This window comes from Blastococcus sp. CT_GayMR20 (assembly GCF_004570345.1).
In genome coordinates, this window is sequence record NZ_SPQM01000001.1 from 112513 (window position 1) to 119321 (window position 6809).

Here is a 6809-nt window from a genome sequence, read left to right on the forward strand (position 1 = left end):
GAGTTCGCTGCCGGACCCTCCCGGTGCTGCGTAGGGATCACAGGCGCGCCCAGATCTCGTCGCGCATCTTGTAGACGATGACGCCGGCCCACGCCATGCCGATCGCGACCAGGCCGCTGCCGAGCGAGGGCAGCCACGCGTCACCGGAGAAGAAGGTGAACACCAGCCAGCCGACGACGCTGAGCACCAGCGGGAACACCGGGATGGCCCGGGCCCTCCAGGCGACGTACATCGCGAGGTTGATGCCCAGGGCCATGCCGATCACCGACGGGGCCGCGACGAGGCCGCCCTGGCCGTAGCTGCCGGCCAGGTCGAAGATGCGCAGCGCCTCGTCGGCGGGCAGCGCGTTGGCCAGGGCCACGTCGTAGAAGTCGACGACGACGATGCCGGACAGGCCCATGCCGAGGCCGCTGAGCACCGTTGCGACGATCGACGTCCTCGGGTTCCGCCGGCGCGCCAGGCGGATCAGCGTGAACGCCGCCGGCACCAGGAGCAGGTAGCCGAAGTGCAGGACGACGGCGGCCCACAGGATGTTCGTCCGGTGGTCCACGCCGGTCTGCAGGTACTGGGCGACCGTCTGGTTCTCGTAGGGGATCATCAGCAGGCTCGCGAAGACGAGCGTCCCCGAGGCCATCAGGGAGAGGGCGCCGCCGACCCGGCGGAAGCGGGTGTCGGGCGTGAGCTCGGTCTCCGGTGCGGCGGCCGGCAGCTCGGTCGAGGTGGTCATCGTTCGGTCCTTCCAGGGTGTCTGTCGTCCGGGATTCCCAGGGGGTCTGGCTCCGGGGAAGAGATTCGCCCGCCCCGCGTCCCCGATCCCAGGGACGGCCGTCCCGATCTCCCGGGCGCCCCGTCCGGGGCGGCGCTCTTTCGCTGCAGGGCTCTCCCGGATCCGGGCAGAGGCAGGCAGGATGTCGGCCGTGCCGGGTGCGACCGACCGCCGCTCCCCCGCGCCCGGCGTGCCTCGCTGGGTGCCGGGGATCCTCGCCGCGCTCGGCGTCGGCTGCACGCTGGTCGCGATCGCCGTGGGCGCCCTGGCCGAACGTGGGCGACCGGTCGACGCCGGTGACGCCACCCTCGGCCTGCTTTATCCGCTGGTGGCCGCCCTCGTGCTCGGCCGGCAGCCCGGCAATCGCGTCGGCTGGCTGCTCATGGTCAGCGTCGTCACGGGGCCCTACCTGCTGGCGAGCGAGTACGTGGCGCTCGCCGGCACCACCGCCGGCCCAGGCGCCTCGTTCGCCGCGTGGCTGGCCGCGTGGGGCTTCGTCCCGTACTACGTGATCGTCGCGCTCGTCCCGCTGTACTTCCCCGACGGCACGCTGCCCTCGCCGCGGTGGCGCCGGATCGCCCGGGTGCTCGGCACCGTGGTCGTCGTCGGCACCCTCGCCGCGATGTTCCGGAGCGGCCCGCTGGACTACGCGCCCGCGTTCGAGAACCCCCTGGCCGTCGGGCTGTGGATCAACCTCGTGCTGCTCCTGTGCTCCTTCACCGCCTTCCTGGTCGGCGGCGGGGTCGGGGTCGCCGCCCAGCTGGTGCGGATGCGGCGGGCCGAGGGCACCGAACGGGCCCGCCTGCAGTGGCTCCTGCTCGGCGAGTCCGTCCTCTTCGTCTGCGCGATCGCCTCCGTCGTGCTCGACCTGCCGGTGATCTCCAGCACGCTGTTCGCCGTCGGGTTCGCCGCGCTTCCCCTGGCGGTCGCCGTCGCGGTCCTGCGGCACGGCCTGTTCGACGTCGGCCAGGTCATCAGCCGGGCGGTGGTGTTCAGCGTCCTGTCCGGCATCCTGCTGATCGCCTACGCCGTCGTCGTGGGCCTGCTCGGCGAACTGACCGCCGGGCAGCGCCGCATCGCCGTCGCGCTGACGGCGCTGGCCGCGATCGGCGCCGCGGCGGGCTGGGAACGGGCGCAGCGGGCGGTCGACCGGCTGCTCTACGGCGAGCGGCGCGACCCGTTCGCGGTCGCCACCCGGCTCGGCTCGACCCTGGACTCGGCCGCGGCTCCCAGCGAGGCGCTCCAGGCCCTGGCCGACGAGGTCGCCCGGGTGCTCCGGCTGCCCGCGGTGGCGATCGAGCCGGCCGACCCGCGGCTGCCCTCGGTCGCCTGCGCCACCGACGCCCGGCTCACCGGCGACGTCGACACCTGGCCGCTGACCTCCCTGGGCCAGGACGTCGGGCGGTTCGCCGTCACTCACCGCCATCCCGGCGAGCGCTGGCGACGGTCCGAGCGGGACGCCCTGGACGACGCCGCCCGCCGCGCCGCCGCGCTGGCCTGGGCGGCCGGGCTGGTCGCCGACCTGCAGGCCAGCCGGGAGCGGATCGTCGCCGGGCGGGAGGAGGAGCGCCGCCGGCTGCGGCACGACCTGCACGACGGCGTCGGCCCGGAGCTCGCGGGCATGGCGCTGCAGCTGGAACGCCTCACCGGCCGGCTGTCCGGCGAGCCGGAGATGGCGGCCTTCGCCGGCCGGCTGCGCGACCAGATGCGCCGGACCGTCGCCGCCGTCCGCCGGGCCGTGGACGACCTGCGGCCGCCGGCCCTCGACGAGCTCGGGCTGGTCGACGCGCTGCGCGAGCACGTCGCCGCCTACCGGCTGCCGGTGACGACGGGCGGTCCCGGCGGGACGGCGGACCCCGCCCGCGTCAGCGTGTCGGCCGAGGCGCTCCCGACGCTGCGGGCCGCGGTCGAGGTCGCGGCCTACCGGATCGCCACCGAGGCGGTCGCCAACGCCGTCCGCCACGCCGGGGCGGCGACCTGCACGGTCGCCCTCGGGCTCTCCGGCGACGATCTGCTCGTGGAGATCTCCGACGACGGCCGCGGCGTGCCGGCCGACGCCGTCCCCGGGGTGGGGTCGACGAGCATGCGGGAGCGGGCGGCCGAGCTCGGCGGCAGCCTCGACGTGACGACGGCGTCCGGCGCCGGCACGACGGTCCGCGCCCGGCTGCCCCTGGCGGCCCGGTGACCGCGCCGATCCGGGTGGTCGTCGTCGACGACCACCCGGTCTACCGCGACGGTGTCGCCGACGCCCTCGGGGACGCCGACGACATCGACGTGGTGGGCACGGCCGCGGACGGCGAGACGGGGGTCGCGGTCGTCGCTGACCTGCGGCCCGACGTCGTCCTCATGGACCTGCGGATGCCGGGCGGCGGCGGAGTCCCCGCGACCGCCACGATCGCCGCCACCCAGCCGGAGACCGCGGTCGTCGTCCTGACCATGAGCGACGACGACGACTCGGTGTTCGCCGCGCTGCGCGCCGGCGCCCGCGGCTACCTGCTCAAGGAGAGCGAGGGCGCCGACATCGCCCGGGCGGTGCGCGCCGCCGCGCGCTCCGAGGCGGTGTTCGGCCCGCGGATCGCCGACCGGGTGCTCGCCTTCTTCGCGTCCTCCCGTGGCCGGTCGAGCGCCGTGCCGTTCCCCGAGTTGACCGACCGCGAGCGCGAGGTGCTGGACCTGGTCGCGCACGGGCTGCCGAACGCCGCGATCGCCACCCGCCTGTTCCTCTCGGAGAAGACGGTGCGCAACCGGGTGTCCGACGTCCTCACCAAGCTGCACGCGGCCAGCCGCGCGGAAGCGGTGGCACTGGCCCGGGACGCGGGCCTCGGCCCGTCACCCGGCGCCTGACCACCTCGCCCTCCGGACGCTCGTGCTCTGCCCGCACCGGCGGAGCAGAGCACAACTGTCAGGAGGAGGTGCCCCACACCTTCAGGCGGACGCCGCCGGCCGGCCTGGCAGGGATCCGGTGCAGCGCGATCGTGAGGTCCTGCTCCGGGACGTCGTACTCCAGGCGGGACAGCCGGACGGCGAGCGCGGACAGCAGCGAGACCGTGATCTGCTCGCCCGGGCAGCGGTGCCCGGTCCGCGGGTCTCCCCCGCCCTGCGGCACCAGGTCGAATGCCCCGATCTCCCGGCCGAGGAAGCGATCCGGGCGGAAGGCGTACGGGTCACCCCAGAGTTCGGGGTCGTGGTTCTGGCCGTAGAGGTCGAGCAGCACCATCGAGTTCTCCGGGATCCGCTCGCCGTCCCACTCGACCTCCCGTGGGGCGCGGCCGCCGATGAACGGCGCGAACGGGTAGAAGCGGCGCACCTCGTGGGCGAACGCCTCGGCGTACGCCAGATCGCCGTCGGCCAGCCGCTTCCGGTTCTCCGGCCAGCGGATCAGCGCGTGCCCCGTGAAGGCCACGAACCAGCTGACGGCCGTGGTCGGCCGGACGACGTTGAGCAGCTCGACCGCGGCCACCCGCGGCTCCAGCAGCTCGCCCCCGGCGTCGCGGTGCCGCGCGACGACGTCGACCGCCGACCCTTCCTCGACCGTCGCCGTGCCGGCGCGCACCTCCTCGACCGATCGGGCCAGCCACTTCTCGCGGCGGCCGCGCGCCCGCCGGGCGCGGAAGTGACGGGGCCCGCCGGTGGCGAACCCGTCGACCATCGCCTGCAGGTCGCGCGCGAGAGCGGGCACCTCGTCGTCGCTCACGGGCACGCCCGCCCAGCGGGTCACCGCGCCGGCGAGAACCTGGGCGGACTCCTCGAGCAGGACGATCTCCGGCCGTCGGGCCCACTCCACGACGGCGTCGTCCCACGCCGTCGTCGCGCGCTGCACCAGGGACGCGATCCCGTCCTCGCGCATCAGCAGCGCGACGAACATGGCCTTGCGCACCCGGTGCGCGTCGCCGTCGAGCGTGTGCACCGCACCCTTGCCGAAGAGCGTGCCCTGCACGGGCTCGGGGATGGCGTGCGCCCGCTGCACGTGGTCCTCGTCGTAGAGGAACCGGGCGGCGTCGGGCCCCTCGATCGCGGTCACCGGCAGTCCGCCGAGGCGGGCGGTCACGGTGCGCCGGCCCAGCGCCCGCCGCCTGTCGGGCAGCCAGCCGTAGCCCTTGGCGAGCAGCTGCAGGCCGTTCTCCGGTCGCGCCATGCCCGCTGCGTGCCCCGGACGACCACCGGGCAACCTCCGGCTCAGCCGGGCCGCTGCTCCTGCACGCGGTCGTCCCGGCCCCGCGTGCCGCCGTCGGCGGGCGGTCCCTCCCCCGGTGCCGTCGAGCCGCCGTGCCCCAGCCGCCGGAGCAGGGCGGCGACCTCCGCGGCGGCCCACGAGCCGGCGTCCTCCGGCAGCGATCCCGCCACCCGGGCCAGCGCCGCCGACAGCGCCCGCTCCTCCTCGCTCAGCAGCCCCCGGTACGCCGGGTCGAGCAGGTAGCCGGTCGGTGGTGTCGACAGGCAGCCGATCAGGTCGAGCAGCACCTCCAGCCGGCGCGCCGCCTCGGCCGGGGACGTGTCGGACGAGCCCATCGCCACGGTCTCGACGTCCCGCTCCCAGAGCCGGGCGCGCGCGGCGTCCTCGCGGAGGGACAGCACCGTGCCGTTGCGACGTCCGGACGCCGAGCCCTGCATCCGCAGTGCGCTGCGCACCTGGTGCGCGATCCGGATCAGGTCGTCGTCGAGCATCGACGTGCCGACGAACAGGACGTGCCGGGTGAGCAGCAGCGAGTGCAGCACGCCGGCCAGTGCCGCACGGGTGTCGCCGAACTGCAGGTACTCCTCGCGCGTGAGCACGACGCTGTCCGGATGGGCGGCGTCGCCGTGCAGCTTCAAAAGCCACGGAGCTCCGGGCGCCGCATCCTCGAACGGCAGCACGCGGACCTCGCGTCCGATGTCGGTGGCCGCCAGCTCGACGAGGGGGTCGTAGTTGGTGGTCACGAACTCCTGCACGGGCAGGTCGGCGATCAGCGCATGCGCCAGCGCGTAGGAACCAGGGCCGAACCGCTCCTTGACGAACGCCTCGAGCCGCTCGCGTCCGAGCTCCCGGGCCAGCAGCGCGGCGGAGTCCTGCGGGGGCAGCCGCGACAGCCCCTCGCGCAGCTCGTCGTCCAGCCCTGACCGCTCCGCCAGCTCCCCGAGCAGCTGCTCCCAGGTGGGCAGGCCGGCGGCCGCGCTCACCCCGGCGCCGATGAACACCGCGAGCTGCCCGCGCCGCGCCTTCTCCCCCAGCTCCTCGGCGACCTCGAACAGGTGCGGGGGCAGGTCCCACCCGCCGTCCTCACCGCGCCGCACCCGCTGTGCGGCAGCCAGGTCGCTGGGCCCGCGCAGCACCAGCGCCACGTCGAACCCGTGCTCACCGGCCGCCTCCCGCAGGACCGGCAGCAGCCGCTGCAGCAGGGCTCCCCGCTCGCCGGCCGCACCACCCCACCCGGTGCCCAGCGCCGGCAGGCCGACCAGCCGCCGGGCCCGCCCGTGCGCGGGCGTGCTGACCTCCCGCTCCGCGACCGCCGCCAGCGCCTGCCGGGCGCCGTCCAGCAGCCAGCCGAGGCCGTCCTCGCCCTGGCGGTCCGCGTCGTCCACGGTGTCGACCAGCCAGATCCGCCGGTCGCCGTCCCCGGGCACCGCCAGGACGCGACCCGTCCCCGACCACTCCAGCTCCACGCAGGCGCCGTCCTCGTGCTGCTCGCGCACGAGGTCCGCCGGCAGCAGGGGGCACCAGCCCGGGGCGACGCGCAGCGTGCGGTCGGTCGGCACCAGGACGTCGTCGCACGCGAGCCGGGTGAGGTCCCCGCCGACCACGAAGACGTGTCCGCTCACACTGTCCCCTTCGCTACCGCGGGGGCTCCGCTCCTCGCTCGCTGGCGCTCGCTGCGATGCTCACGCCCCTGTCCGCTCACATCCCGCCCCGTACCCAGGAGCGGGCCGGAACCGATCCGGGATCAGGCTCCGCAGCCGCCGGCCCCGCAGGCGCACCCGGCACAGGCCGCCGGACGGGCCGGCGCGGGAGCCGGGGTCGGCTGGGTCGCGACGGACCGGAGCCCGGCGGCGGCGACCAGGAGCGGCA

General features: G+C 75.7%; 5 protein-coding genes. 2 read left to right on the top strand and 3 right to left on the bottom strand.

The window, feature by feature from the left end:
* Window positions 1-37: 37 nt before the first annotated feature.
* Window positions 38-727, bottom strand: coding sequence for a hypothetical protein (locus E4P40_RS00540; RefSeq protein WP_135156496.1), 690 nt, complete (start codon window positions 725-727; stop codon window positions 38-40).
* Window positions 728-917: 190 nt separating this feature from the next.
* On the opposite strand from E4P40_RS00540, the gene E4P40_RS00545 reads away from it, so the two are divergent.
* Window positions 918-2951 (top strand): sensor histidine kinase, encoded by a 2034-nt coding sequence (locus tag E4P40_RS00545; protein WP_135156494.1) that lies wholly within the window; start codon window positions 918-920, stop codon window positions 2949-2951.
* Window positions 2948-3610 carry a response regulator transcription factor gene (locus tag E4P40_RS00550; RefSeq protein ID WP_245160068.1) on the top strand — a complete coding sequence of 221 codons (663 nt, stop codon included), beginning with the start codon at window positions 2948-2950 and terminating at the stop codon, window positions 3608-3610. Before E4P40_RS00545 ends, E4P40_RS00550 begins: the two co-directional genes overlap by 4 nt.
* A 58-nt stretch (window positions 3611-3668) precedes the next feature.
* Here E4P40_RS00550 and E4P40_RS00555 read toward each other — a convergent pair whose 3' ends face one another.
* Both E4P40_RS00555 and E4P40_RS00560 read right to left on the bottom strand, forming a co-directional pair.
* Window positions 3669-4901, bottom strand: coding sequence for a cytochrome P450 (locus E4P40_RS00555; protein ID WP_135156493.1), 1233 nt, complete (start codon window positions 4899-4901; stop codon window positions 3669-3671).
* Window positions 4902-4942: 41 nt separating this feature from the next.
* Window positions 4943-6562, bottom strand: a complete 1620-nt coding sequence (locus E4P40_RS00560) for an SIR2 family protein (protein ID WP_135156491.1) — start codon at window positions 6560-6562, stop codon at window positions 4943-4945.
* Window positions 6563-6809: the final 247 nt, after the last annotated feature.